Genomic DNA, 24,645 nt, shown 5'->3' with positions numbered 1-24,645 from the left:
GGGAACCCGGCCGACCTTAAGCGGCGGCGGCGCCGGGGCAACCCCCGCCGCGGAGGTCCGGGGGGGGGGGCGGGGGGGTGCAGGGGTCAGCCCGGCAGCTCGTCCAGCGGCGCGAAGCCCGCGGCACGCGCGCGGGCGAGGTCGCCGGCGGCGATCCCGATCACCCAGACCCGACCGTCCCCGCCGCCGCAGACCGCCGGGCGCATCATCCCGTCCTGGCCTGCGCGCGCCGGCCCCGCCGGGGTGACGCCCGCCGCGACCAGCCGGGCGGCGGCCTCAGCCGCGCTGATCCCGGAGCCCGGCTCGCACTGGACCGAGCCCGCGGAGGTCCAGACCTCGACGCGCTCGCCGGAGGGCGCACCCGGGGTGCACCCGGCGATCAGCGCGGTGAGCAGGGCGAGGCGGATCATGGCGGTCTCCTTTCCTCAGCGCCGGGCGGCAAAGAACCCGCGCAGCAGCGATTGCGCGGCGTCGGCGGCGATGCCCTCGTAGACCTCGGGCCGGTGGTGGCACTGCGGGTGGTCGAACACCCGCGCCCCGTGCGCCACCCCCCCCATCCGCGGGTCCGGCGCCCCATAGTAGAGCACGGCGATCCGCGCCGCCGCAATCGCGGCGGCGCACATGGGGCAGGGCTCGAGCGTCACCCACAGGCGGTAGCCGGGCAGCCGCTCGGACCCCGCGGCCGCGCAGGCGGCGCGGATCACGAGGATCTCGGCGTGGGCGGTCGGATCGGACAGCTCGCGCGTGCGGTTGCCGTCGGCCGCCACCACCCGGCCCGCGGGATCGCAGAGCACCGCGCCCACCGGCACCTCGCCGCGGGTCGCGGCGGCGCGGGCCTCGGTCAGGGCGTCATCCATGCGGCTGGTGAACATGGCCTCGGCATGGCCCGTCCGCGGCTGCGGCGCAAGAACCGCTTTCGCCCCCCGGGCGTTCGGCCTAAGACAGCCGCTTGCCACCGCAGCGATGCGCAGGAGATCGCCATGACCGAAGACCCCCGCAACCCCGACGACACCGCGTCCCCCGACGCCCCCCGCCCCGAGCGCGAGGGCGAGCCCGAGACCGGCGCGCCCGGCCCCGACCCGAGCCCGGCCGATCTGCCCGAGGCCGACGAGCCGGACCTGGGCGCCGATCCCGAGCCGGCCGAGTCGCTCGACGACCCGGTCGCGCCCGAGGGGCAGGCCGACCCCGAGTCCGGCCCCGAGTCCGACGACGAATACGCCGAGATCTACGGCGACGACCCGGACGACGCCGAGGGGCTTGCCACCGACGACGACGGCGAGGACGCCTCCGACGACGACGACGACGACGACGACGACGACGACGACGACGACGACGACGACGACGACGACGACGACGACGACGACGACGACGACGACGACGACGACGAGGGCGACAAGGACGACGAGGAAGACAGCGCCGAGGGCGACGACGACGCCGAGGACTCGGACTCCGCCACCACGGGCCGCGCATCCAAACCGAAGGCGCCCCAGGCGGACGCCGCGGCCGCCGGCGCGGGCGAGCGCATCGCCAAGGTCATGGCCCGCGCCGGGATCGCCAGCCGCCGCGAGGCGGAGCGCATGATCCTCGAGGGCCGCGTGTCGGTGAACGGCGCCACGATCTCGAGCCCCGCGCTCGACGTGCGGCGCAGCGACAAGGTGCGGGTGGACGGCAAGCCGCTCGAGGCGCCGCAGGAAACCCGGCTCTGGATGTATTACAAGCCGGTCGGGCTGGTGACCTCGGACGCGGACGAGAAGGGGCGGCAGACGATCTACGACGCGCTGCCCCGCGACCTGCCGCGGGTGATGAGCATCGGCCGGCTCGACCTCAACTCGGAAGGTCTGCTGCTGCTGACCAACGACGGTGAGCTCAAGCGGCGGCTGGAGCTGCCCGCGACCGGCTGGCTCAGGCGCTACCGGGTGCGGGTGAACGGCCAGCCGACCGAGCTGACCTTCGACCCGCTGCGCCGCGGCGCGGTGATCGACGGCGAGGCGTTCCAGCCGATGGAGGTCAAGCTCGACAGCCAGAAGGGCGCCAACGCCTGGCTGACGGTCGGCATCCGCGAGGGCAAGAACCGCGAGATCCGCCGCGCGATGGCCCATGTCGGGCTGGTGGTGAACCGGCTGATTCGGGTCAGCTACGGCCCCTTCCGCCTGACGGGGATGGAGGCGAACGAGGTCCGCGAGGTGAAGCGGCGGATGCTGCGCGACCAGCTCGGCGGTCTGCTGACCGGCGAAAGCGACGACGCCGCACCCGCACCGCGCAGCGAGGGCGCCCGTGGCGGCGCCCGCCCCGACCGGCCCCGCGCCGACCGATCCGCGCCGCGCGGCGCCCCCGGCGACCGCCCGCGCCCCCCGCGCGAGGGGTTTGGCGACCGCAAACCGCGCCCGGCGCGCGACGGCGAGGGCTACGGTGATCGCCCCCGCGCGCCGCGCGAGGGGTTCGGGGACCGCAAGCCGCGTCCGCCGCGCGACGGCGAGGGCTACGGTGATCGCCCCCGCGCGCCGCGCGAGGGGTTCGGGGACCGCAAGCCGCGTCCGCCGCGCGACGGCGAAGGCTACGGTGACCGTCCGCGCGCCCCGCGCGAGGGCTACGCCGACCGCAAGCCGCGTCCGACGCGTGACGGTGAGGGCTACGGCGACCGTCCGCGCCCGCCGCGCGAGGGGTTCGGGGACCGCAAGCCGCGTCCTCCGCGGGATGGTGAGGGTTACGGCGACCGCCCGCGTGCACCCCGCGAGGGCTACGCCGACCGCAAGCCGCGTCCGCCGCGGGATGGTGAGGGCTACGGCGACCGCAAGCCGCGCCCGCCGCGCGACGGCGAGGGCTACGGCGACCGCCCGCGCGCGCCGCGTGAGGGTTACGGCGACCGGAAGCCCCGCCCGCCGCGCGATGGCGAGGGTTACGGCGACCGCCCGCGCCCGCCGCGCGAGGGTTATGGCGACCGCCCGCGCGCCCCGCGTGAGGGCTACGCCGACCGCAAACCCCGTCCCGTCCGCGAGGGCGAGGGCTTTGGTGACCGGAAGTCCCGTCCTCCGCGGGAGGGCGACGGGCCGACGGCGCGCAAGCCGCGCTGGGGGGCGGCGGATCGGCCCGAGGGCGGCAGCCGGCCGGCAGGCAGCGGCGCAGGGGCGCCGGGGGCAGGGGCTCGCGGGCCTCGGGCCGACGGCGGCAAGCCGGGCGGACCCCGGCCGTTCGCCGGCAAGCCGGCCGGGGGCAAACCCGGGGGCAAGCCCTTCGGCGGCAAACCGTCGGGTCCGCGTCCGTCCGGGGGCAAGCCCACGGGTGGAAAGCCGGGCGGGCCGCGCGGTGCCGCGCCGGGAGGGCGCCCGGGTCCGGGCGGCCCGCGTCCAGGCGGTCCCCGGCCGGGTGGTCCGGGCAAGCCGCGCGGGCGGGGATGACACACGAGAAAGACGAGGGGGCGCCGCAAGGCGCCCCTGTCGATTCGGGGCGAGTGACGGGGGCGTCGGCGCGGGCGAAAAGCGTTATGCCGCTCGCGCGTCGATGGTTCCGCACGGGCGGCCTGTTTTACCCCCGTTCGTGGTCAAGTTTTCGGCACGACGCCGCGCAGGCGGCGGGACTCCAATCATTTCCAGCGGCTTCGCCGACGCGGGAACCCGGTGCCCCGCAAGGTGTTGGCGAATATGCAACAGTGGCGCCTGACCCGACCGATTGCCGGACTCATCGGCTTTCCAACATCGGGCAGTTATGCGACTGTCGCTTCGATGCTGTCGGGCAACCGGCAGACTTCAAAAAAGTACGGAGCATGATCATGACCAAATTCGCTACCTTCGCCCTGGCCCTGGGCCTGTCCGCTTCGACCGCTCTGGCCGGTGGCTATGTCGCCCCCGTCGTGGACGTCGAGCCCGTCGTCGTCGACACCAAGCCGGCGTCGACCAACGCTGGCCTGGTTGTCCCGGCGCTGCTGCTGCTGGGCGTTATCGCCGCCGTTGCTTCGGACAGCGACGACGACGACGACGAGACCACCGACTGATCTCTGTCGGAATCGGAATGATTGGGGCCAGTCGCAAGACTGGCCCTTTTCCGTTTCAGGCGTCGCTGGCAACGCCACTGCAATCGCCCACATGAAAAAGGCCCGGTCGCCGCAGCGCCGGGCCTTTTCGCGTCGCCGTCGAGCGATCGTCAGTTCCGCAGCACCTGGATGGTGACATAGCCGAGCGCCGGCCCGATCCACTGGCGCGAGACGCCCGCGGCCGGGGCATAGCTGTTCTCGAACCGCAGGCCGTGGCCCGCGCAGGCCTCGACCATCACGCCGGCTTTGGGGCCGGGGCGGACTTCGCAGGTAAAGTCGATCGGGCGCTCTTTCCCGTCGCCGGAATAGTAGCGCATCACCCGCCGGGTGGTGCCCGACTGCCGCGCGGCGATCAGCGCCGGGGCCTGACCCGGCTCGGCTACCGACAGGTCGTTGCCGAGGCCACGGGTGCCGCTCAGCATCTGGCCCCGCAGGATGACCGCCTGTTCGTTGCGGGTCATGAAGGTGCGCATCCCGGCATTCTCGCCGGTCATCGCCAGCACCTGGGTGGTCCCCATCCCCTCAAGCCCGACGAGGATCAGCGGCCCCTTGTTCACGGCCAGCGCTTCGGCCGCCATCGCGGCCGGATCGGCGGGCGCGGCCGGCTGGGCGGGGGCGCGGCGCGCTGCCATCACCTGCGCCAGCGCACCGCGGGCGAGGGACAGATTCGTCGGCCCTTCCTCGGCGGTGTTGCGGCTCGAACAGCCCGCGGCCAGCGCCACCAGCGCGAGGCCCGCGGCCGCGTTGCGGATATGCCTGCTCATCGCCAGAACCTCCCCCAGCCGTCGTACATCTTGGTGGAATGGCTGTCGCGGATCGTGTCGTACAGCCGACCGTCCACGCGCACCCGCTGCCCGCCGTCACGGTTGAGCGAGCTGATCGTGCCGCCCACCGTGCGCTGCGAGGGCGTGCCGAGCGCCCAGGCGACCGGCGCGCGGATGATGATGCCCTTGTCGAACGAGCCCTCGCCGAACTCTTCGGCGCTGAGGTCGGTCTTGGTGGCGTAGGCGCCGATCTTCCAGCCGTTGGCGAACTCGCGGGTCAGCGTCACCGTCGCGCCGTTGTCGCCGGCGAGATAGCGGCCCACGTCGAGCTGCCCGACGAAGCCGCCGCCGAACTCGTAATAGGCCGAGACATGGCCGGTAGTCACCTCGTAGTCGAGGAACTCGAAGTTGTCGCGGTAGTCGCGCTTCTTGACCTGGTTCACCTCGGCCCCGACCGCGAGGCGCGAGTTGACCGGCTTCCACAGCACCTCGGCCGAGGCGCCGCCGTACATGTTCTCGAGCAGACCGACCGTCACCCGGCTGTAGACCTGCGGGGTGAGCTTGGCGTTCCAGTTCAGCGTCAGGTCGGTGATCCGCGGCTGCGAATTGCCCGAATACATCCGCCCGTCCGAACGGACGCGGTAGACGCCGTTGTTCTGGGCGGTGATCTCGTCATCCGACATGGCGAGATACTGGTCCACGGTCATGTCGCCCGGCGCATCCTGGTCGGCGTTGCCGAACACGCGCTGCCGGACCGATCCCTTGACCGACAGGCCGGGGGTCAGGACGTAGCTGGCGCTCGCCGCGGCGCCGACCTCGTAGCGCAGCGGCTGGTCGGGATCGAAGAGGCCGGTGGAGAGATAGGGCCGGATGCTCCAGCTGAAGCGCGGCGCGATGCCCGGCGACTGGACCAGCCCGGCGGGGCGCGGCTCGGCGTCGGTCAGCGCCGCGGCGGCGGCGATCTGCCCGGCCTCGGTGTTCTCCAGCCGCTCGACGTCGGCGCGCCGCATGGTCACGGACGAGGTCGGCATCCCGCCCTCGACCGAGGTCACGACGAGCGTCTCGACCGACGGGGGCAGGGCCCGGGTCATCAGCCGCGCGGTGCGGCCCACGGCCTCGGCCTGCTGGATGTAGCGGCTGTTGCGGATGCGGACCTCGGCGCGGTTGGCGGTCAGCACCATCGACTCGAGCGTCTGGCCTTCCTTGGCCAGCGCGTCGCCGAGCGCCTTCTGGATCGCCGGCTGCGCGGTGGGATCGCCGGCCCAGACGCCCGACCAGCCCTCGGGATCGGCCGCGGGGGCAGGGCGCAGGCGCACCGGCGCCGGGCCCTTTTCCAGCCCCGACGGGTGCGGCGCGCGGCGCGGGTTCAGCGTCATGCTGGCCTGGATGCCGAAGTGCTTGCCGCCCAGCACGTAGCCGCCGACCTGATAGTTCTCGCCGGCCTGGTAGCTGAACCCGAGGTTGATGTTGTTCTTCAGCGGCTCCTTGTCCGAGAGCCACGGCCTGCGGGCGCAGTTCTCGACGTCGCCGGTCTCGCAGGCGTAGTCGTCGCCCGAGTATTCGGCCAGCAGGGTCAGCTTGTCGGTCGCCCGGAACGAGACGCCGAGGAAGGGCGCGGCCTCGCCCTTGAACCACTGGTCGGTGTTGAGCGTGCCGCCGGTCCCCTCGTCCGGGGCGCCCCGGTCGCCGAAGGGCGCGCCGATCCCGCCGGTCGAGGCGAGGCGGCCCCAGCCGAGACCCGCCGAGACGCGCAGCCGCGGGGTGACGGTCTTGGTCGCCACGACATATTCCGAGGCGTAGAAGCCGGTGCCGATGAAATCCTGCAGGCCGACCGCGACCGAGGGCTGCCAGCTTCCCTCGCGCTCGTCGAGCAGCAGCAGGCGGACGTCGAACGAGCGGTCGCGGACATAGCCGCGGTCCTCTTCGGTGCTGTCGAAGCGTCCGTAGCGCAGCGTCGCGGACACCCGCGGCAGCACCTGGAAGCCCAGCCCCGTGCGGCTGCCGAGTTCGTTCCACGACAGCACCGCCGACAGCGTGGCGTCGGGCAGCGCCTCGGCGGTGGGCGTGTCGATGATGCCGGGCATCCCGTAGCGGTTCAGCACGGTGCCGATCATCGGGTCGGCCTGCGCGGGGGCGACCCCGGCGGCGACCGGCACGACCAGCACCAGCGCCACCGCCGGCAGGGCCGAGGCGAGCAGGCGGCGGCGGGCCGGCGAGCGGTGCCCGGGCAGGGTGGGGGGTGGGTCGGCGAGGGGGCGGCGCGGCGTCATGCGGTCGGTCCTTCTGAGCGGGCTGGCCGGTCCGCCCCGTCCGGCGCGCGTGGCACCAAGGGGCGGTCAGGATCTTCGGCAGCGGATGGGCGGCAGCGCGCCGCCCGCCCGAGTGGTCGTGGCCGGTCGGTCCCGGCGAAACTGTCGCACCGGCGCGCCCCGAGGGGGGACGCCGGCGGGTCGGGTCAGGCGCCGGGCTTCGTCGCCGGCTTGGCTGACGCGGCCGCCTTGGCGGCGGTGGGCGAGGCGCAGCCGGTGAAGGTCCGGCCGTTCGCGCGCAGCGTCGCGGTCATCGGCTGGCCGCCGCAATCCTCGCTGCGGATGTTCAGCGCAAAGGCGGTGTCGTTCAGCGTGCCCACGTACTCCACGCCCTTGGCATAGGCGAGGCGCTGGACGCTGACCGTCGCGGCCTTGGCGCCCGGCCGCTCGAACTTGACCGACTTGCCGCTGACCGTGGCGCTCCATCCCTCGCCGCCGGCGGTGAAGCTGTTGATGTCCAGCGTCTCGGCGTCGGCGGTGGCGACGCGGGTGCGGTCGCCCGCGACCTCGAGCGGCTGCTGCGTCGGCGAGGCGCCGGTCGGCTCGGGGATCGAGGGCTTGGGCGGCGCGGCCGGGGCGGCGGGCGCCGCGACCACCGGCTCGGGCTTGTCCCACGGCATCCGGAAGTCCTTCATGGCCTGGTCGTCGCAGGCCGCCAGCGCCAGCGGCGCGGCCAGAATGATGAGGCGAAGTCGCATCGGTTCGGTTCCTGTCCCGTGCAGGCCCGCAGGACCTGCCTTGTTTTGCTGACAGCCTTACGTCACGCCGGGCCGCCAAGACAAGCGCAAGCGCCCGCCACCGGCAGGATCGCGCCCGGCTGTGGCATCAACACTTCGCGGGGTCGTGACCGCGCCCACGGGTCAGCAGTTCGGCACGTTCACCGCCAGCCCGCCGAGCGAGGTCTCCTTGTACTTCTCGCTCATGTCGCGGCCGGTCTGGCGCATCGTCTCGATCACCGCGTCGAGCGGCACGAGATGCGCCCCGTCGCCCCTGAGCGCAAGGCTTGCCGCCGACACCGCCTTGATCGCGCCCAGGCCATTCCGCTCGATGCAGGGCACCTGCACCAGCCCGCGCACCGGGTCGCAGGTCATGCCCAGGTGATGCTCAAGCGCGATCTCGGCGGCGTTCTCGACCTGTTCGGGCGTGCCGCCCAGCACCGCGGCCAGCCCCGCCGCGGCCATCGCGCTGGCGCTGCCGACCTCGGCCTGGCAGCCCGCCTCGGCCCCCGAGATCGAGGCGTTGTGCTTGACCAGCCCGCCCACCGCCGCCGCGGTCAGCAGGAAATCCCCAAGCTGCGCCCGGCTGGCCCCCGGCACATGATCGAGCCAGTAGCGGATCACCGCCGGCACCACGCCCGCGGCCCCGTTGGTGGGGGCGGTGACGACCTGCCCGCCGGCCGCGTTCTCCTCGTTCACCGCCATCGCATAGGCCGACAGCCAGTCGTTGACGACATGGGGCGGGGCGAGGTTCATCCCCCGCTCGGCCAGCAGCGACTGGTGGACGCCATGCGCCCGACGGCGGACGTTGAGGCCGCCGGGCAGGGTGCCCGTCGCCGCGAGGCCGCGGTCCATGCAGTCCGCCATCACCTGCCAGATCCGGTCGAGCCCGGCGTCGATCTCGGCCGCGCTGCGGCGGGTACGCTCATTGGCGCGCTTCATCGCGGCGATGGTGAGGCCCGAGGACCCGGCCATGGCCAGCATCTCGGCCGCGGTGGCGAAGGGATAGGGGACCGACGCCGCCGCGTCGCTGCGCCGGTCGCCCGCGCGCTCGGCCAGTTCCGCCTCGGTCAGCACGAAGCCGCCGCCGATCGAGTAGTAGGTCTCGCGCAGGATCACGTCGCCCTGCGCGTCGGTGGCCATCAGGATCATCCCGTTCGGATGCCCCGGCAGCGGCCGGTCGAAGTCGAAGATCAGATCGCGGGCCGGGTCGAAGGCGAGCTGCCCCAACCCCTCGGGGCTGACCGCGCGCTGGCTTTCCAGCGCGGCAAGGGCTGCCGCGGCGGCCTCGGCGTCCATCGTCTCGGGGGTCAGCCCGGCGAGGCCCAGCATCACCGCCCGGTCGGTGGCGTGGCCCTTGCCGGTAAAGGCGAGGCTGCCGTGCAGGCTCGCCCGCAGCCCGTGGGCGTGGAAGGGCGCGGCCCTGAGCGCCTCGAGGAACCGCGCCGCCGCCACCATCGGCCCCATCGTGTGCGAGGAGGAGGGGCCGATGCCGACCTTGAAGAGGTCGAAGACGGACAGGAACATCGCGTGGGCCTCATGGATCAGGGGGCGGGGCGGGGTGGTCAGGGCGACGATAGGCCGCAGCCCGACGGTCGCCAAGTGGCGCGAAAGGGGGAGGCTTGGGGGCGCGGCGGAGGCGGCTGCGCGGCGGCGGGTGCGCCGGTTTGCTGGCGAGCCGCGGGGTCTGCACCCGATCCGACCTCCCCGGCTGCACACGGAGCGGCTGCCCGGACCGAGCCGCCATCCTCGCCCAGCGAGTGGTTTGCAGAGTGCCCGGAAAATGGGCATATGGCTGCAAACTGCGGCAGGCCGCGCATCCGCGTCCGCCGCGCCACCCGCGCCGCCGCGTCACCGCTACCCCCCGCCGCCCCGACAGGTCCAAGTGCCACCCATGACCACCCGCCCGACGCCTTCGCCCGCAACCCCCGCGCCCGAGCCGCCGATCCGGCTTGGCGGGATCACGCTCGGGGCGCCGGTGTTCCTTGCCCCGATGGCGGGGATCACCGACCTGCCGTTCCGCCGCGCTGTGGCCCGCCACGGCGCCGGGCTGGTGGTGAGCGAGATGGTCGCCTCGACCGAGATGGTGACGCCGCGTCCCTCGACCCGCGCCGCCGTCCGCGCCAAGGCGATGGTCGAGGAGAACGGCGTCCCGGTCAGCGTCCAGATCGCCGGGCGCGAGCCGGGGCCGATGGCCGAGACGGCGCGCATCGTCGAGGGCATGGGCGCCGCGATCATCGACATCAACATGGGCTGCCCGGCCCGCAAGGTCACCGGCGGTCTGTCGGGGGCGGCGCTGATGCGCGAGCCCGACCGGGCGCTGAGCCTGATCGAGGCGGTCGTGGCGGCGGTCCCCGACGTGCCGGTGACGCTGAAGATGCGGCTCGGGTGGGATGCCGATTGCCTGAACGCCCCCGACCTCGCCGCCCGGGCGCGGGACGCGGGCGTGCGGATGATCGTCGTGCACGGCCGCACCCGGGCGCAGTTCTATGACGGCGCGGCCGACTGGACGGCGATCCGCGCCGTCCGCGCGGCGGTCCCGGACCTGCCGCTGGTCGCCAACGGCGACGTGGTGGATGCGGCGAGCGCCAGCGCCGCGCAGACGGCGGCGGGGGCGGACGCGGTGATGGTCGGGCGCGGCGCGCAGGGCGCGCCGTGGCGGCTGGCCCAGATCGCCCATGCGCTGCACGGCACCGCGGCGCCCCGCGTGCCGGTCGGCGCCGCGCTCGCCGACGCGGTTGCGGCCCACCACGACGACATTCTGGAGCACTACGGCGCGGCGCTGGGGATGCGCGTCGCCCGCAAGCACCTCGGCTGGTATCTGGCGGCGGCCGGGCTGCCCGACGCCGACCGGGCGCGCCGTGCGCTGATGGCGGCGGATACACCCGCCGCGGCGCAGGCGGCGATCCGAGCGGTCTTCGCCGGCGCCCCGGGCGAGCCCGGCCCCGCCGGGCGGCAGGCCGCCTGATGGCGCGCCGCGGGCCGTCCCGCGCGGCGCCGGCGGCGGCCCCCGCGCGCGCCCCGGCGCCCGATCATGCGCCCGATCCGGCGGCGCTTCTGGCCGCGCTGCCCGCCCCGGTGGCCAGCTTCGACGCCGAGGGGCGCTGGACCGGTCTCAACGAGGCCGCCGAGCTGTGGCTGAACCTCTCGACCCGCTCGGTCGCGGGGCTTCGCGCCGACGATCCGGCGCTGGCCGCGCGGCTGCGGGTCAGCCCGCCGCTCGGGCCGCTGATTGCCGCGGCCGCGCAGTCCGAGGACCCGACCCTGCACCCGCGCCTGCGGTTCGAGATCTCGGACCGCGCCGGCGGCTGGACCCTGCGCCGGGCGGCGCTGCAGCTCGGCGCGCTGCCGGGCGGCGGGGTGGTGGCGCTGATCCGGCCCGAGGGGAACGGCGTCACGCCCCCCCGCCACGCCGCCCGCTCGGCCATCGGCATGGCCGAGATGCTGGCGCACGAGATCAAGAACCCGGTCGCCGGCATCCGCGGCGCGGCGCAGCTGCTGGCCGAGGGGCTCTCGCCCGAGGACCGCGAGCTGACCGACCTGATCGTGGCCGAGAGCCGCCGGATCGTCGCGCTGCTCGAACAGGTCGAGCGCTTCGGCGACACCACCGCGCCGCAGCGCCGGGCGGTGAACATCCACGACATCCTCGACCGCGCCCGCCGCAGCGTGCGGCTGAGCAGCGCGGCGCTGTCGGGCGGCACGCCGCGGATGGTGACCGAATACGACCCGTCGCTGCCCGAGGCGCTGGTCGATCCCGACCGGCTGATGCAGCTGGTCCTGAACCTCTTGCGCAACGCCGCCGAAGCGCTCGACCGCGAGGCGCGGGCGCCGGGCGACCCGCGCGGGGCGCCGCTGATCCGGCTGCGCACCCACTACGACGGTGCGGTGCGCGGCGAGGACGGCACCCCCCTGCCGCTGCAGCTCGAGATCGAGGACGACGGCCCCGGCATCCCCGAAGCCATCGCCGAGCAGATCTTCGAGCCCTTCGTCTCGGGCCGCGAGAACGGCACCGGGCTGGGGCTGGCGCTGGTCAGCAAGATCGTGACCGAGCACGGCGGCCGCATCCAGGTGGACAGCCGCCCCGGCCGCACCCTGTTCCGGCTGTCGCTGCCGATGGCCCGCGGGACCGGCAAGGCGGCCGACCCCGGCCCCGCGCCCGAGACGACCCGAGAGACGACGAATGAAACGGCCGGACTCCCCGGCCGGGAAGGAGCATCCTGATGGACGGAACCGTCCTGGTCGCCGACGACGACCGCACCATCCGCACCGTTCTGACCCAGGCGCTGACCCGCGCCGGGTGCCGCGTCCACGCGACGGGCAGCCTCGGCCAGCTCATGCGCTGGGTGGAAGAGGGGCGCGGCGATGTGGTGGTGACGGACGTGATGATGCCGGACGGCAACGGGCTGGACCTCGTGCCGTCGATCGCCCGCGCCCGGCCCGGCCTGCCGGTGATCGTGATCTCGGCCCAGAACACCATCGTGACGGCGATCCGCGCGACCGAGGCCTCGGTCTTCGACTACCTGCCCAAGCCCTTCGACCTGCCCGAGCTGATGGCCCGGGTGCGGGCCGGGCTGGGGCGCCACCCGCGCCGGCCCGCCCCGCCGCCCGCGCCGCAGCCGGGCGCGCCGGCCGCCGCCGCCGCCCCGTCCGCGCCGCCCCCGCCCCCGGCCGCCGCCGACGACCCCGCCGCGCTGCTCATCGGCCACGCGCCGGTGATGCAGGCGCTGTTCCGCACCGTCGCGCGGGTGGTCAACACCGACCTTGCCGTGATCGTCGCGGGCGAGCCGGGGACCGGGCGCAGCACGCTCGCCCAGGCGATCCACGCCCTGGGCGACCGCCGCGCCGAGCCGCTGGTCCGCCTGACCGCCGCCGACCCCGCCGACAGCCTCGCCGCGCGGCTTGAGGCGGCGCAGGGCGGCACGCTGATCCTCGAGGACCCGGCGGGGTGGGAGCCCGCGGCCCAGACCCGCATCGCCGGGCTGATCGAAGCCGCCGAGACCGGCCCCGAGCGTCACCGCGCCCCCCGCCTCGTCGCCACCACCGGCCCCGACCCCGAAGCCGACTCGACCGAGGGGCGGCTGCGCCCCGACCTCTATTACCGGCTGGCCGGGCTGGTGCTGACCGCCCCGCCGCTCAGGGCGCGGCTCGACGACCTGCCGGCGCTCGCCCGCCAGCTCATCGCCCGCTCCGGCACCCAGCCCGCGCCCGAGCTGAGCGACGGCGCACTCGAGGCGCTGCGGGCGCACCCGTTCCCGGGCAACCTGCGCGAGCTCGACAACCTGCTGCGGCGGCTGGCGCTGACCGCCTCGGGGCAGGGCGCGATCGAGGCCGCCGACGTGACCGCCGCCCTCGCCGGCCCCGCGACACCGCGGGGCGGAGAGCTGCGCTGCGCCCGCGACGGGCGTCTGACCGACGCGGTCGAGCTGCATCTGCAGCGCTATTTCGACCTGCACGGCGACCAGCTGCCGCCGCCCGGCCTATATGACCGGATCATGCGCGAGGTCGAGCGGCCGCTGATCCAGATCGCGCTCGATGCCTGCGCCGGCAACCAGCTGCGCTGCGCCGAACTGCTGGGGATCAACCGCAATACGCTTCGCAAGAAGGTGAGCGACCTGAATATCGAGGTGACACGCCGCCGCCGCGTGATGTAAAACGGTCACAGGGACACGGGCAATCGTTACGCCCGTGCCACATGAACGCCGCGGTGACAGCGGCGGACCGAGGGCGAGTGCAGGCGGTGACGCGGGCAGCGGCAAGAGCAGGCGGGGCGCAAGCTGCCGCCTTTGCGGGGCGACCCTGGGACCGTCTGGCCCGGCTGCGCCGGCAACGCCGCATTCAGACCGCCGCCATCGCCTTCATGGTCGTGCTGGGCCCGGTGCTGGCGCTGGCGACCTATGGCGTGATGGGCCCGCTGAGCGAGCGGACCGCCAGCCGCGGCTTGCGGCTGATCCTGCTCGCCGATCTCATCTATATCTTGTTGCTTGTCGGCCTCGTTGCGGCGCGCATGGTGGGGATGCTGGCCGCGCGCCGCACCGCCGCGGGCTCGCGGCTGCACATGCGCCTCGTCGGCGTCTTCACCGCGCTGGCGCTGGTGCCGACGGTGCTGGTCGCGCTCTTCGCCGGGCTGACCGTCAACATCGGCCTCGAGGGGTGGTTCTCGGACCGGGTGCAGCAGGTGGTCTCGACCTCGCTGTCGGCGGCCGAGGCCTATCAGGACGAACACCGCCGCGACCTCAGCGCCGACGCGCAGCTGCTGGCGCGGGTGCTGAACGATGCCTCGCGCGGCGCGCCGGTGCTGGACGACGGCACGATCCGCACGGTGCTGACCGACGGGCAGGCGCTGATCCAGCGCGGCCTGCGCGAGGCCTATGTCATCGACGCCTCGGGCGCGATCCGGGCGCGCGGCGACCGCAGCTATCGCTTCTGGTACGAGCAGCCGACCGAGGCCCAGTTCCGCAGCGCCGACCGCGACGGGATCGTGCTGATCGAGGACTGGCAGAACAACGAGTTCCGCGCCCTCGTCCACCTCGACCGGCTGTCGAACCGCTATCTCTACGTCACCCGCGACGTGGACGGCAGCCTGCTGGGGCTTCTGGACGACACCCGCGCCACCGTCGGCGAGTATCAGGAGCTTGAGCGCACCCGCAGCCGCGTGCTGGCCGAGTTCTCGCTGCTCTACCTTGGCTTTGCGCTGCTGCTGGTGGCGGCGGCGATCTGGCTGGGGCTGTGGTTCGCCGAGCGGCTGTCCCGGCCCATCGGGCGGCTGGCCGAGGCGTCCGAGCAGGTGGGCGAGGGGAACCTCGACGTGCAGGTTCCCGAGCCGGACACCGGCGACGAGATCCAGGTGCTCGGGCAGAGCTTCAACCGCATGACCCGCCAGCTCAAGACCCAGCGTGAGGAGCTGGTGGAAAGCTACCGCGCCGCCGACGAGCAGCGGCGGCTGTTTGACTCCGTGTTGGCCTCGGTCACGGCCGGGGTGATCGGGCTGGACGAGGCGGGGCAGATCGACTTCGTGAACCGCTCGGCCACGCGGCTGCTGGGCCTCGACCCCGAGGCCGACCACGACCGCCCGCTGGCCGAGGCGGTGCCCGAGTTCGCGCCGCTGTTCCAGCGCCTCGGCGCCTCGGTCGCCGACAGCGTGCAGGACGAGGTGCGGCTGAACCGCGAGGGCCGGATCGAGAGCCTGCTCGTCCGCATCGCCGCCCGGCTGGCGGAGGACGGGTCGGTGGCGGGCTACGTGATCGCCTTTGACGACGTGACCGAGCTGGTCTCGGCGCAGCGCATGGCCGCCTGGGGCGACGTGGCACGGCGCGTCGCGCACGAGATCAAGAACCCGCTCACCCCGATCCAGTTGTCGGCCGAGCGCATCCGCCGCAAGTTCGGCCGCCTCGCCACCGCCGACGAGGACCGCGAGGCGCTGACCCAGTACACCGAGGTCATCATCCGCCAGACCGGCGACCTGCGCCGCATCGTGGACGAGTTCAGCCGCTTCGCCCGGATGCCCGAGCCGGACCGGCGCGAGACCGACCTCGCGCGGCTGTTGCGCGAGGCGGTGGTGCTGCAGCAGGACGCCATCGAGGGCGGGGTGGCGACCGCCATCCCCGACGCCCCGGTGATCGTCGATTGCGACGCCGGCATGATGGGGCAGGTGTTCACCAACCTGCTGAAGAACGCGGGCGAGGCGCTGCGCGACCGCCCGGCGGGCGACTGGCAGCCCGCCGTCACGGTCGAGATGCTGGCCCGCCCCGACGCGGTCACCATCCGCATCTGCGACAACGGCGTGGGCCTGCCCGAGGACCGGGGGCGGCTTTTCGAGCCCTACGTCACCCTCAAGCCCGGCGGCACCGGGCTGGGCCTGCCCATCGTCAAGAAGATCGTCGAGGAACACGGCGGCACCCTGACCCTCACCGACGCGCCCCCCGACCCCACCGGCCACCGGGGCGCGCTGGCCGAGATCCGCATCCCCCGCGAACGCCAGCCGGTCCGCATGGCCGCGTCGCGCAAGCAGAAACTGGAAGAGGCGAACGGCACATGAGCGACATTCTGATCGTTGACGACGAACGGGACATCCGCGAGCTGATCGCGGACATCCTCGGCGACGAGGGGTTTCCGACCCGCACCGCGGCGAACTCGGACGAGGCGATCGCGGCGCTGAATGCCGAAGAGCCGGCGCTGATGATCCTCGACATCTGGCTCAAGGACAGCCGGATGGACGGCATCGACATCCTCAAGCAGGTCAAGCGCAACAACCCCTCGGTGCCGGTGGTCATCATCTCGGGGCACGGCAACATCGAGATCGCGGTCGCGGCGATCAAGCAGGGCGCCTATGACTTCATCGAGAAGCCCTTCAACATCGACCAGCTGATGGTGGTCATCACCCGGGCGATGGAGACCAGCCGTCTGCGGCGCGAAAACGTGCAGCTGCGCCGGAAAGAGGTCACGGCGGCCGAGATGCTGGGCCACTCGGCCCCGTTCCGGCGGCTGCGCGACAACCTCGACAAGGTCGCCAAGTCGAACGGCCGGGTGATGCTCTCGGGCGAGCCGGGCTCGGGCAAGGAGCTCGCGGCGCGCTACATCCATGCCCATTCGCCGCGCGCCGACGCGCCCTTCGTCACCGTGCCCTGCGCCACCATCGAGCCCGAGCGGATGGAGGAGGTGCTGTTCGGCCGCGAAAGCCCCGAGCGCGGGATCGAGCCGGGGCTCTTGGAACAGGCCCACGGCGGGGTGATCTACTTCGACGAGGTGGCCGACATGCCGCTCGGCACCCAGCCCAAGATCCTGCGGGTGCTGACCGAACAGCAGTTCCAGCGCGCCGGCGGCTCCGACCGGGTGCGGGTCGACCTGCGGGTGATCTCGTCCACCAACCGCGACCTCGGGTCCGAGATCGCCGCCGGCCGCTTCCGGCAGGAGCTGTTCGACCGGCTGAACGTGGTCCCGGTACCGGTGCCCTGCCTCGCCGAGCGGCGCGACGACATCGCCGAGCTCGCGCGTCACTTCATCGCCCAGTTCCACGCCACCCAGGGCCTGCCCGAGCGCGAGCTGCCCGACGAGACCGTGGCCGCGCTGCAGGCGATGCGCTGGCCGGGCAACATCCGGCAACTGCGCAACGTGATCGAGCGGGTGCTGATCCTCGGCGACGGCACCGGCCCGATCCAGCCCGGCGAGCTCGACACGCAAGGCGCGACGCCCGACAACGGCGAGGCGCTGGCGCTCGGGCCGCAGATCACCGCGCTGGCGCTGCGCGAGGCGCGCGAGCTGTTCGAGCGGGAATACCTTCTGGCGCAGATCAACCGCTTCGGCGGCAACATCAGCCGCACCGCGCAGTTCGTGGGGATGGAGCGCAGCGCGCTGCACCGCAAGCTCAAGTCGCTGGGCGTCGTGGGCGGGATGCGGGTGGACGACGATATCATGGCGAAGTAGCGCCCCCGCCGCCCCCCCTTGCGCGGGGGCGAGCCCGGACGCCTTCGGCGAGGGTGTTCGGGCCAGAAAGAAGCAGCGGGGCGCACGCCCTTTTCTTTCTTGTCCGAATATCCCGGGGGTCCGGGGGCTGGCCCCCCTGTCCGGCGGTCGGGGCCAGCGTCAGTCGCGGGCCAACGGGTCCCAGCCGCCCGGGGTGCGCTCGACGGTATCGTCGTCCTCGGGCGCGTCCTCGGGGGGCGCGCCGTCCAGCGCCGCAAAGGCGATGCGCTGGCGGTCGGTCCAGAGCACGCGGATGCGGTGGCCGTCCTCGCCGGCCGTCTCGCCCTCGACCACGCCGGCGGCGTGCAGCCAGGCCCGGCGGCGGCCGTCCTCGAACGGGACGGTGACCTCGGCCGCGACCCTCGGCTCGTCGAGCACCCCGGCCAGCGCCGCGTCGATGGCGGCGACGAGGTCCTCGATCCCCTCGCCCGACAGGGCGCTGACTGCCTGCACCCCCTCGCGCCGCGCGTCGGTGCGGCGCAGCGCGGCGCGCGTCTCGGGCGAAAGCGCGTCGATCTTGTTCCAGACCTCGATCAGCGCCACGTCCTCGTCCACCCCCAGCCCGTCGAGGATGTCGCCGACGTCCGCCGCCTGCTCCTCGGTCTCGGGGTGCGAGATGTCGCGGACGTGCAGGATCAGGTCGGCCTCGAGCACCTCTTCCAGCGTGGCGCGGAAGGCCGCGACCAGCTCGTGCGGCAGGTCCGAGATGAAGCCCACGGTGTCCGACAGGATCACCCGCCGCCCCTTGGCCTCACCGTCCGCGCCGGGCAGGTTCACCGCCCGCATGGTCGGGTCGAGCGTGGCGAAGAGCATGTCCTTGGCCACCACCTCGGCCCCGGTCAGGCGGTTGAAGAGCGTCGATTTCCCGGCGTTGGTGTAACCCACCAGCGCGACGATCGGATAGGGCACCTTGGCGCGCGCCGCGCGGTGCAGCGTGCGGGTGCGGACCACGCGCTCGAGCTGACGGCGCAGGCGGATCATCTGGTCGTCGATGGCGCGCCGGTCGGCCTCGATCTGCGTCTCGCCGGGGCCGCCGACGAAGCCGAAGCCGCCGCGCTGGCGTTCGAGGTGGGTCCAGGCGCGGACCAGCCGGGTGCGCTGATAGCTGAGCGCGGCCAGTTCCACCTGCAGCACGCCTTCGCGCGTGCGGGCGCGGTCGGCGAAGATCTCGAGGATCAGCCCGGTGCGGTCGAGGATCTTGACGTCCCAGTGCTTTTCCAGGTTGCGCTGCTGCACGGGCGTCACCGGCCCGTCGATCAGCACCAGCTCGGCCCCCTCGCCGTCGGCGGCGGCGGCGATCTCGGCCCCCACCTCGTCGAGCTTGCCGGACGAGAACAGCATCCCCGGCGCCGGGTTGCGCAGCCGCACGACGCTCGCCCCCACCACCTCGATGGCGGGCAGGGCGCGGGCCAGCGCCACCGCCTCCTCAAGCGCCAGCTCGGGCGAGCGGCGCTGCCCCCGGCGGTCGCCGAGGTCGGGGTGGATGACGTAGGCGCGGGTCGGGCGGGTGGCGGTCGAGTGCGGCTCGGCCACTCAGTCCTCGCCTTCGTACAGGCTGATCGGCTGGCCCGGCATGATGGTCGAGATCGCGTGCTTGTAGACGAGCTGCGACTGGCCGTCGCGGCGCAGCAGCACGCAGAAATTGTCGAACCAGGTGATGACGCCCTGCAATTTGACGCCGTTGATGAGGAAGATCGTCACCGGAACCTTGGCCTTGCGGACGTGGTTCAGAAACGCATCCTGAAGGTTCTGCTTGTCGCCGGCCATGCGGGACACCTTTTCTTGTTATTGGGCAGGATCAATACGTCGGGCAGACAGTTCACATCTAGGCGAGCGTCCCAAATGTGACAAGCCGACCCGTGCGGGCGGCACGGGATGCCGGGGCAGGGTGTTTCCCTTTCGCAACGGCACGCTATGCTCCCTGCGCCTGATCCCCGCGTTGAGGAGCGCCCGTCGATGCAGTCCGTCTTTCACCTTGCCTATCACGTCACCGATCTCGACGCGGCGCGGGCGTTCTATGGCGGGGTGCTCGGCTGCGCCGAGGGCCGTTCCACCGACACCTGGGTCGATTTCGACTTCTTCGGCCACCAGATCAGCCTGCACCGGGGGCAGCCCTTCGCCACCACGAACACCGGCAAGGTCGGCGACCACATGGTGCCGATGCCGCATCTGGGGGTGGTGCTGGCGATCGAGGACTGGCGCACCCTCGCCGACCGCCTGACCGCCGCGGGCGTGCGCTTCGAGCTTGAGCCCCACATCCGCTTTCAAGGCGAGCCGGGCGAGCAGGGGACGATGTTCTTCCGCGACCCGTCGGGCAACCCGATCGAGGTCAAGGGCTTCGCCGAAACCGCCGGGATCTTCGCCCGCTAGCGCTAGCCCCCATAGTCGGTGCCCTAGCGCCGCCACGCCCCGGGCGAGAGCAGCGCGAGGATCGCCAGCATCTCGAGCCGGCCGGCGACCATCGCCGCGGCCAGGATCGCCTTGTTGACCGTCGACAGCCCCGCCCAGCCGGCCCACGGGCTGCCGGCGATGCCGGCGCTGCCTTCGAACACCGGGATCAGCGGGATCGCCTCGGCGAGTTGCCCGGTGTTGGTCAGCGCCGCGACGCTGAGGATCGTCGCCGTCTCGAACGCCACGGGCCTCAGCGAGACGAGCGCGACGGTCACCACGATCGAGAGCGCGAAGACCATGAAGAAGACGAAGGCCAGATAGGCGCCGCTGCCCCGCAGCCGCCGCGTGATCGGCCCGCCCCCCGCCACCGAGGCGGGGTGGACGATCTTGTCCAGCTCGCGCCGCGCGTGCAGCCCCAGCGCAAAGACCCGCAGCAGCTTGACCCCGCCCGCGGTGGTGGCGACGCCGCCGCCCATGATGGCAAGGCCCGCGAGCATCAGCCCCGGCGCCGAGAGCCCGGCCCAGGCGCGCGCGCCCTCCCAGTGAACCGAGGTCCAGCCGGTGGTGGTCAGGAACGACAGCGCCGTGAACCCCGCCCCCCAGGCCGCCGCCGCGGCGCGGGCGAGCCCGCCGGCGAGGCTGTCGGCAGCAGGCTCGGGCGTCGAGACCGGCTGCACGCCGTCGTCGAAGGCGCCGATGAAGGGGCGCAGGAACAGGACCAGCGTGACCAGCAGCACCAGCCCCACGGCCATCCGCAGCTCGGGGTCGTTGCGCAGCCGGCGGCTGGCCTTCAGCTCGCCACCCCCCGGCCAGCCGCGGCGGGTCAGCGCGGTCAGCATGAAGGCCGCGATGAGCGCCTCGGCCGCGACGCCGCCACTGGCGCCCACCGGCTGGCCGGTCAGCCCGACCCCGCTGGTCGAGAGCGTGCCCATCGCCCGGATCAGCGAATCGAGGCTGCCCGCGCCGGTCATCATCAGCAGCAGCCACAGAAGCCCCGTGGCGCCCGCATACATCGGCACGATGGACTGCCCCCAGCGGATCATCCGCAGCGCCGGGTCGGCGAGATGGGCGGCATAGTCGCGCCCCGGCCGCAGTTGCGAGCGGGTCGGCCCCTCGATCCGGCCGAAGCGGTCGTCGGCCCCGGCCGAGCGGTCCATCACCTCGAACCCGCCCAGCCGCAGCGGCGCCATCATGGCGATGGCCGCGACGAGGATGAACATCCCCCCCAGCCACCCCAGCGTCGCCCGCCACAGATGCAGCGTCGGCGGCAGCTTCTCGGCGACGTAGAGCGAGGCGCCGGTGGTGGTGAGGCAAGACAGCATCTCCCACCAGGCGTTGAAGAGGCCGGTGTCGGGGATCACCGCGGCGAAGGGCACGGCGGCCAGCAGCGGCAGCCCGGCGAAGACGCCCAGCAGCGTCGCCAGCACCTGCGGGGCGGGCGCGGTGGCCGGGGCGCTCGCCGTGGCGAGCCCGGCGATCACGCCGAGGACGAGAAGCCCCGCGGCGCTTCCGGCAAAGATCGCGGCGATGTCGGGGGCGCCGGTCGCGGCGGCGTGGGCGGCGGGGATCAGCATCGCCAGCGCCAGCACCAGCGCGGCGATCACCAGAACCGGCAGCCGTCCGAGGCGATCCACCCGCGCCGCCCCCTCAGAACCAGTCGGCCGAGATCTGCAGCAGCTGCTCGACCTCGGCGATGTCGCCCGAGAGCGCGAAGATCAGCACCAGGTCGCCGGCCTCGAGCCGCGTGTCGGGGCGCGGCTTGATGACCTCGCCCTGCTTTTCCACCGCCGCCACCAGCGCCCCCCGCGGCAGGTCGAGGTCGCGCAGCACCGCCCCGGCCAGGGGCGAGCCGGGCAGCACCTGCGCCTCGATCAGCTCGGCCTCGGCGTCGCCCATCGCATAGACGTCGCGCACGAGGCCGCGGCGGATGTGGCGCAGGATCGAGCTGACGGTGACGGCGCGCGGGCTGATCTGGGCGTCGATTCCGAGGCTCGCGGCCAGCGGCAGCAGCGTCGGGTCGTTGATCAGCGCGATCACCATCCGCGCCCCCGCCTGCCGCGCCCGCACCGCGGCGAGGATGTTGGTGCGGTCATCCTCGGTCAGCGTCACCACCGCGTCGGCCTGGCGCACGCCCGCCTCGGCCATCACCTCGGGGGCCATGCCGTCGCCGTGCAGGACGATGGTGCGCTTGAGCCCCTCGGCCGCGGCCTCGGCGCGGTCGCGGTTGCGCTCGATCAGCTTGACGTTCATCCCCGCCCGGGTGTCGAGCGTCTGCGCCACGGCCAGCCCGATGTTGCCGCCGCCGATCAGCACCACCCGGCCGATCCGCTCGGCCGGCATCCCGAAGATGTCGAGCGTGCGGGCGATGTCGGCCTCGGGCGCCACCACATAGGCCTTGTCGCCCGCGTGCAGCTGGTCGCCCGGCTCGGGGGCGAAGAACCGCTCGCCCCGGCGGATTCCGACGACGATGGCGCGCAGGCCGAAGAAGGTCTGGTCGAGCTGGCGCAGCGGCGCGTGCAGGATCTGGCATTCGTTGTCGAGCGACAGCGCCACCATCCGCACCTTGCCGTCCATGAAGGTCTCGGTGTCGAAGGTGCTGGGCGCGTCAAGCCGCGCGAGCGCCGCCTGCGCGACCTCGCGCTCGGGGCTGATGACCACGTCGATGGACAGGCTGTCGGCCTGGTAGAGGTCGGCGTATTCGGGCTTGAGATAGCCGCGGCCGCGGATCCGCGCGATCCGGCGCGGCACGGTGAAGAGCGCGTGGGCGACCTCGCAGGCGACGATGTTGACCTCGTCCGAGGCGGTCGCGGCGATCAGCAGGTCGGCGTCGCCCGCGCCTGCGCTGTCGAGCACCTCGGGGTGGCTGGCGTGGCCCACGACGCCCTGGACGTCGAGCGCGTCGTTGGCCTGCTGGATCAGGCGGTGGTCGTGGTCGATGAGCACGATGTCGTGGCGCTCGCCCGAGAGCTGCCGGGCGATCTGCCAGCCGACCTGTCCCGCGCCGCAGATGATGATCCTCATGCCGCCCCTCGCCGCGATGCTGGCTTGGGGATAGGCGCTCAGGGGCGGGGGGGCAATGGGGTGGGGCGTTTGGGGGGGGGTGGGCGGAGGTGGGTGCGCGTCCTACGGTTGGCCGGGCGACGGTTGCATGCGGTGGTGGCGGAGGTGGCTCCGGCCCCACGGATAGTCGGGCAACGGCCGTTCCAGCGATGCGGCGGTCGCTCCGCGCCCTAGGGTTGGCCGGGCGACGGTTGTATCCGGGGTGAGGTGGCACTGTGTCCCGCAGTTGGCCGGGCGACGGTCAGCCCGGCGGCCTCGGCAGCGGAGGCTCCGCGCCCCATGGCTGTGGCGCCACGGCCGTTTCTGGCAGTAGCGAAGGTGGCCGCGCGATGTACGGATGGCCGGGCCATCCAGCGCACCGCGCTCCAAGGACCGCCCACTTCACGCCCTACTGCTCGCGGAACGCCCGCACGAAATAGTCGCTCAGCGGCTTGACCAGATAGGCGAGCGGGCTGCGTTCGCCGGTCTGGATGTAGACCTCGACCGGCATCCCGGGGATCAGCGCGAGGTCGCCCAGCTTGTCGCGCTCGGATTGCGGCAGCGTGACCTCGGCGCGGTAGAACTGCATCCGGGACGCCTCGTCCACCACCGCGTCGGCAGAGACGCGGGCGAGCGTGCCGTCGATCTCGGGCGTGGTGCGACTCGAGAAGGCCGAGAACCGCAGCACGACCTGCTGCCCGACATGCACCTCATCCACGTTGATCGGGGCGATGCGGGCGGCGATCACCAGCGGGCGGTCCTGCGGGATCAGGTACATCACCGGCTCGGCCGGGCGGATGACCGAGCGCGGCGTCGTGACCTGCAGCTGGTGGATGATCCCCGAGACCGGGGCGCGGATGTCGAGCCGGGCGATCTGCTCGGTCAGGCCGCGTCGACGCTCGGCCAGCTCGAGCTCGCGGTAGCCGAGGTCGCGCAGCTCGGTCTCGGCCTGCTCGCGCCGCGTCGCGGCGAGGCGCAGCTTGCTGATCCCGATCTCGGTGATCTGGGTCTGCCCCTGCGCGCGGCCCGCCTTGAGCTCGCCCAGCTGCCCGTCGAGCCGCGCCGCCTCGCGCTCTAGCGCCAGCACCCGCGGCGCCTGCGCGAGGCCCTTGTCGAGCAGGCTCTGTGCGTCCTTCAGCTCGCGCCCGATCAGCACCCGCTGCTGGTCGAGCGCCGCGGACTGCGCGTCGATCCCCTCGATCTGCTGGCCGACCTGCTCGGCCTGGGCGTCGAGCTGCTCGGTGGACTGGTGCAGCGTGTCGAGGCGCGAGCGGAAGAGGCTCGTCTGCCCGTCGATCATCGCCTGAAGGTCGGGACGGGAGGGTGCCAGCTCGGTCAGCTCGGTCGGAAAGTTGATCTCGGGCTGGTCCACGCGCTCGGCCTCGAGCCGGCCGCGGCGGGCCAGCACCTCGAAATACTGCCCTTCGACGATGGCGAGCTCGGTCCGGAGCAGCGTGCCGTCGAGGCGGATCAGCAGGTCGCCCGCGGCGACCGTCTGGCCCTCGCGCACGGCGATCTGCTCGACCACCCCGCCCTCGGGGTGCTGGACGACCTGGCGGTGCTGCTCGACCTCGACCTGGCCGGGGGCGACGACGGCCCCGGCGATGCGCGAGAAGACGGCCCAGCCGCCGAACCCGCCGATGAGCAGCAGCAGCCCGAAGACCCCGAGCAGGACCGCGCCGCGTGCCGACCAGCGGGCGGCGGGCGGGGTCTGGGGCGGGGTGAGCGGCGCCCCGGTTGCCGGGGGGCCGCCGCGCCCGCTGCGGCGTGGAGGCCGGGGCGGGCTGCCGCCGGTGTCCGCGAGCGAGGCCACCGCCGCGGTGCCGAGCGGGTTGGCCGCGCCCGGCTGCGGCGCGGGGTCCTGGGCCCTCCGCGGGGGCGCGGCACTGCGCGTGGGCGCCGGGGTGTCAGGGCCGGGAGGCGAGGCGGTCGTGGTTGCG

At 73.4% G+C, this 24,645-nt stretch carries 19 protein-coding genes; 8 read left to right on the top strand and 11 right to left on the bottom strand.

What is annotated here, in order from left to right; genetic code table 11:
• Positions 1-86 precede the first annotated feature (86 nt).
• Both HGN31_RS04450 and HGN31_RS04445 read right to left on the bottom strand, forming a co-directional pair.
• A complete protein-coding gene (locus tag HGN31_RS04450; RefSeq protein WP_168782449.1) occupies positions 87-410 on the bottom strand; it encodes a hypothetical protein in 324 nt (107 codons plus the stop codon).
• Positions 411-425: 15 nt separating this feature from the next.
• Positions 426-872, bottom strand: a complete 447-nt coding sequence (locus tag HGN31_RS04445; RefSeq protein ID WP_168782448.1) for a nucleoside deaminase — start codon at positions 870-872, stop codon at positions 426-428.
• Positions 873-980: 108 nt separating this feature from the next.
• On the opposite strand from HGN31_RS04445, the gene HGN31_RS16740 reads away from it, so the two are divergent.
• Together HGN31_RS16740 and HGN31_RS04435 are read left to right on the top strand one after the other, a co-directional pair.
• A complete protein-coding gene (locus HGN31_RS16740) occupies positions 981-3,395 on the top strand; it encodes a pseudouridine synthase (RefSeq protein ID WP_168782447.1) in 2,415 nt (804 codons plus the stop codon).
• A 365-nt stretch (positions 3,396-3,760) separates the two neighbouring features.
• The gene (locus HGN31_RS04435; protein ID WP_036704148.1) at positions 3,761-3,988 is read left to right on the top strand and encodes a hypothetical protein; all 228 of its coding nucleotides are present in this window, start codon (positions 3,761-3,763) and stop codon (positions 3,986-3,988) included.
• Positions 3,989-4,137: 149 nt separating this feature from the next.
• On the opposite strand, the gene HGN31_RS04430 is transcribed toward HGN31_RS04435, so the two are convergent.
• The 4 genes from HGN31_RS04430 to HGN31_RS04415 form a co-directional block, all read right to left on the bottom strand.
• Positions 4,138-4,791 (bottom strand): YjbF family lipoprotein, encoded by a 654-nt coding sequence (locus HGN31_RS04430; RefSeq protein ID WP_036704147.1) that lies wholly within the window; start codon positions 4,789-4,791, stop codon positions 4,138-4,140.
• A complete protein-coding gene (locus HGN31_RS04425; protein WP_168782446.1) occupies positions 4,788-7,061 on the bottom strand; it encodes a YjbH domain-containing protein in 2,274 nt (757 codons plus the stop codon). Before HGN31_RS04425 ends, HGN31_RS04430 begins: the two co-directional genes overlap by 4 nt.
• Positions 7,062-7,246: 185 nt before the next feature.
• The gene (locus tag HGN31_RS04420; protein WP_168782445.1) at positions 7,247-7,798 is read right to left on the bottom strand and encodes a PQQ-binding-like beta-propeller repeat protein; all 552 of its coding nucleotides are present in this window, start codon (positions 7,796-7,798) and stop codon (positions 7,247-7,249) included.
• A 162-nt stretch (positions 7,799-7,960) separates the two neighbouring features.
• Positions 7,961-9,343, bottom strand: a complete 1,383-nt coding sequence (locus HGN31_RS04415; RefSeq protein ID WP_168782444.1) for an L-serine ammonia-lyase — start codon at positions 9,341-9,343, stop codon at positions 7,961-7,963.
• A 367-nt stretch (positions 9,344-9,710) separates the two neighbouring features.
• On the opposite strand from HGN31_RS04415, the gene dusB reads away from it, so the two are divergent.
• The 5 genes from dusB to ntrX all read left to right on the top strand — a co-directional run bounded on the left by dusB (position 9,711) and on the right by ntrX (position 17,236).
• Entirely contained in the window at positions 9,711-10,784 is a 1,074-nt protein-coding gene (dusB, locus tag HGN31_RS04410; RefSeq protein WP_168782443.1) for a tRNA dihydrouridine synthase DusB, read from the top strand.
• A complete protein-coding gene (locus HGN31_RS04405; RefSeq protein ID WP_168782442.1) occupies positions 10,784-12,037 on the top strand; it encodes a two-component system sensor histidine kinase NtrB in 1,254 nt (417 codons plus the stop codon). Before dusB ends, HGN31_RS04405 begins: the two co-directional genes overlap by 1 nt.
• Positions 12,037-13,467, top strand: coding sequence for a response regulator (locus HGN31_RS04400; protein WP_168782441.1), 1,431 nt, complete (start codon positions 12,037-12,039; stop codon positions 13,465-13,467). Before HGN31_RS04405 ends, HGN31_RS04400 begins: the two co-directional genes overlap by 1 nt.
• Before the next feature lie 206 nt (positions 13,468-13,673).
• On the top strand, positions 13,674-15,851 hold the full coding sequence (locus tag HGN31_RS04395) for a sensor histidine kinase NtrY-like (protein WP_244961134.1): 2,178 nt from the start codon (positions 13,674-13,676) through the stop codon (positions 15,849-15,851).
• A complete protein-coding gene (gene ntrX / locus HGN31_RS04390; protein WP_168782439.1) occupies positions 15,848-17,236 on the top strand; it encodes a nitrogen assimilation response regulator NtrX in 1,389 nt (462 codons plus the stop codon). The genes HGN31_RS04395 and ntrX overlap by 4 nt, the downstream gene beginning before the upstream one ends.
• A gap of 159 nt (positions 17,237-17,395) precedes the next feature.
• Here ntrX and hflX read toward each other — a convergent pair whose 3' ends face one another.
• Positions 17,396-18,808, bottom strand: coding sequence for a GTPase HflX (gene hflX / locus HGN31_RS04385; RefSeq protein ID WP_168782438.1), 1,413 nt, complete (start codon positions 18,806-18,808; stop codon positions 17,396-17,398).
• On the bottom strand, positions 18,809-19,042 hold the full coding sequence (gene hfq / locus HGN31_RS04380; RefSeq protein WP_020949330.1) for an RNA chaperone Hfq: 234 nt from the start codon (positions 19,040-19,042) through the stop codon (positions 18,809-18,811). It abuts the gene before it with no gap.
• Between the two features lie 189 nt (positions 19,043-19,231).
• Between hfq and HGN31_RS04375 the strand changes: the two genes are divergently transcribed.
• Complete coding sequence (locus HGN31_RS04375; protein WP_168782437.1) at positions 19,232-19,645, top strand: VOC family protein; 414 nt, start codon at positions 19,232-19,234, stop codon at positions 19,643-19,645.
• Between the two features lie 23 nt (positions 19,646-19,668).
• Here the strand turns inward: HGN31_RS04375 and HGN31_RS04370 are convergent, their stop codons facing one another.
• The 3 genes from HGN31_RS04370 to HGN31_RS16430 all read right to left on the bottom strand — a co-directional run bounded on the left by HGN31_RS04370 (position 19,669) and on the right by HGN31_RS16430 (position 24,359).
• On the bottom strand, positions 19,669-21,300 hold the full coding sequence (locus HGN31_RS04370; RefSeq protein ID WP_168782436.1) for a TrkH family potassium uptake protein: 1,632 nt from the start codon (positions 21,298-21,300) through the stop codon (positions 19,669-19,671).
• Between the two features lie 13 nt (positions 21,301-21,313).
• A complete protein-coding gene (gene trkA, locus HGN31_RS04365; RefSeq protein WP_043134092.1) occupies positions 21,314-22,687 on the bottom strand; it encodes a Trk system potassium transporter TrkA in 1,374 nt (457 codons plus the stop codon).
• A 427-nt stretch (positions 22,688-23,114) separates the two neighbouring features.
• Positions 23,115-24,359 (bottom strand): HlyD family type I secretion periplasmic adaptor subunit, encoded by a 1,245-nt coding sequence (locus HGN31_RS16430; protein WP_244961196.1) that lies wholly within the window; start codon positions 24,357-24,359, stop codon positions 23,115-23,117.
• Between the last annotated feature and the right edge of the window lie 286 nt (positions 24,360-24,645).

The sequence above is a fragment of the Paracoccus sanguinis genome, from assembly GCF_012689545.1.
Classification (GTDB): Bacteria; Pseudomonadota; Alphaproteobacteria; order Rhodobacterales; family Rhodobacteraceae; genus Paracoccus; species Paracoccus panacisoli.
Note: the sequence above shows the minus strand (reverse complement) of the source record. Positions and strands in the feature narration are given on the sequence as shown.

Excerpts from the sequence above, each read along its gene's own strand:
- ntrX (WP_168782439.1), top strand. The coding sequence starts at position 15,848 with ATGAGCGACATTCTGATCGTTGACGACGAACGGGACATCCGCGAGCTG.
- HGN31_RS04375 (WP_168782437.1), top strand. The coding sequence starts at position 19,232 with ATGCAGTCCGTCTTTCACCTTGCCTATCACGTCACCGATCTCGACGCG.
- HGN31_RS04405 (WP_168782442.1), top strand. The coding sequence starts at position 10,784 with ATGGCGCGCCGCGGGCCGTCCCGCGCGGCGCCGGCGGCGGCCCCCGCG.
- HGN31_RS04445 (WP_168782448.1), bottom strand. The coding sequence starts at position 872 with ATGTTCACCAGCCGCATGGATGACGCCCTGACCGAGGCCCGCGCCGCC.
- HGN31_RS16740 (WP_168782447.1), top strand. The coding sequence starts at position 981 with ATGACCGAAGACCCCCGCAACCCCGACGACACCGCGTCCCCCGACGCC.
- trkA (WP_043134092.1), bottom strand. The coding sequence starts at position 22,687 with ATGAGGATCATCATCTGCGGCGCGGGACAGGTCGGCTGGCAGATCGCC.
- HGN31_RS04430 (WP_036704147.1), bottom strand. The coding sequence starts at position 4,791 with ATGAGCAGGCATATCCGCAACGCGGCCGCGGGCCTCGCGCTGGTGGCG.
- hfq (WP_020949330.1), bottom strand. The coding sequence starts at position 19,042 with ATGGCCGGCGACAAGCAGAACCTTCAGGATGCGTTTCTGAACCACGTC.
- HGN31_RS04415 (WP_168782444.1), bottom strand. The coding sequence starts at position 9,343 with ATGTTCCTGTCCGTCTTCGACCTCTTCAAGGTCGGCATCGGCCCCTCC.
- HGN31_RS04420 (WP_168782445.1), bottom strand. The coding sequence starts at position 7,798 with ATGCGACTTCGCCTCATCATTCTGGCCGCGCCGCTGGCGCTGGCGGCC.
- HGN31_RS04395 (WP_244961134.1), top strand. The coding sequence starts at position 13,674 with ATGGTCGTGCTGGGCCCGGTGCTGGCGCTGGCGACCTATGGCGTGATG.
- HGN31_RS04400 (WP_168782441.1), top strand. The coding sequence starts at position 12,037 with ATGGACGGAACCGTCCTGGTCGCCGACGACGACCGCACCATCCGCACC.
- HGN31_RS04425 (WP_168782446.1), bottom strand. The coding sequence starts at position 7,061 with ATGACGCCGCGCCGCCCCCTCGCCGACCCACCCCCCACCCTGCCCGGG.
- HGN31_RS04450 (WP_168782449.1), bottom strand. The coding sequence starts at position 410 with ATGATCCGCCTCGCCCTGCTCACCGCGCTGATCGCCGGGTGCACCCCG.
- HGN31_RS04435 (WP_036704148.1), top strand. The coding sequence starts at position 3,761 with ATGATCATGACCAAATTCGCTACCTTCGCCCTGGCCCTGGGCCTGTCC.
- dusB (WP_168782443.1), top strand. The coding sequence starts at position 9,711 with ATGACCACCCGCCCGACGCCTTCGCCCGCAACCCCCGCGCCCGAGCCG.